A 1,011-nucleotide genomic window follows, 5' to 3' on the forward strand; every position below is an offset into this window, starting at 1 on the left:
TAACTGTTCAAAATTAAGCGACATGTTTAGAGAAGTTTATACGCAAGCCTTTTCCTATATCCGCCAAAGCTCTATTGGTTGTATAGAACAGCATGTCAGAAGTTATATAATCCTGTGGTTTCATCCACTTGCCTTTGAGTATGCGCCACAGTGTCTCGGCAATGTTCAACTGTGGCGAGTATGGTGGCAGATAGAAAAGGAAGAGTCCCCTTTGTTCCCATATAGGACGAAGTTCCCTGATTTTCTTGTTTCGATGGACAGAGGCATTGTCGAGGACGACAAATGTATCCATCCTCAGATTGAACGAGATTTCATCAAGGAAACTGACAATTTTGTCTGCTGTCATTTTCTCGGATGTTGTGAAACCCTTGTAGCGGTTGTCTCTATCTATCATTCCGAAAATATTGAGACGTGCCACTCTTTGGGAGGGGATGTAAACATCTTCCCCTCACAGTTGCCAGCCGTAAGGGACATATCCTTCTGTGCAAGTGTGGCTTTCGTCAGCATAATAGAGTCTGATGCGTCCTTCATACGCTTGTCTATCAAGTTCTTGCAACTTCTCGACCTTGTATTCATAGAGTTGCGGCGAGGGGACTCCCCTTGGGCGTTTTCTTATTCGCTTATATCTTGCGCCAAGGCTGATAAAAAACGTTTGAACGTTGCGTCGCTTACCTCTTTGCCTGAGGATTGCTCCCAGGCTGCTCTGGCTTTGCTCACGCTCTGCCTGTCTTGCTCTATTGCACGGCGTACCGACTCTTCGTCTGAACTGTCCATAATAGGTTTCCGACCCCGTCCGGAACGAGTCTTCAACCCCGCTATGCCTTCCGACTTGAAACGCTTTACCCAAGCGTTTACGCTTACATGGCTCATTTCCGTTTGCGCACCTATGGCTACTGATGACAGACCTTCCGACTTCAGGAATACTGCACGACAACGCATACGGAAACAATGTTTCTCGCCAAAGCGAAATCCTCTATCGAGTGCCAGACGCTCTGTCTCGGCTAACCCCAA

General features: G+C 47.1%; 2 protein-coding genes. Both read right to left on the reverse strand.

Annotated elements, in window-relative coordinates:
• Positions 1–13 precede the first annotated feature (13 nt).
• On the reverse strand, positions 14–418 hold the full coding sequence (locus HMPREF0670_RS15055; RefSeq protein WP_255346304.1) for a transposase: 405 nt from the start codon (positions 416–418) through the stop codon (positions 14–16).
• Between the two features lie 194 nt (positions 419–612).
• On the reverse strand, positions 613–1,011 hold a 399-nt coding region (locus HMPREF0670_RS15065; protein WP_232213955.1), incomplete at its 5' end, for a helix-turn-helix domain-containing protein.

This window comes from Prevotella sp. oral taxon 317 str. F0108 (genome assembly GCF_000162415.1).
Lineage (GTDB): Bacteria > Bacteroidota > Bacteroidia > Bacteroidales > Bacteroidaceae > Prevotella > Prevotella conceptionensis.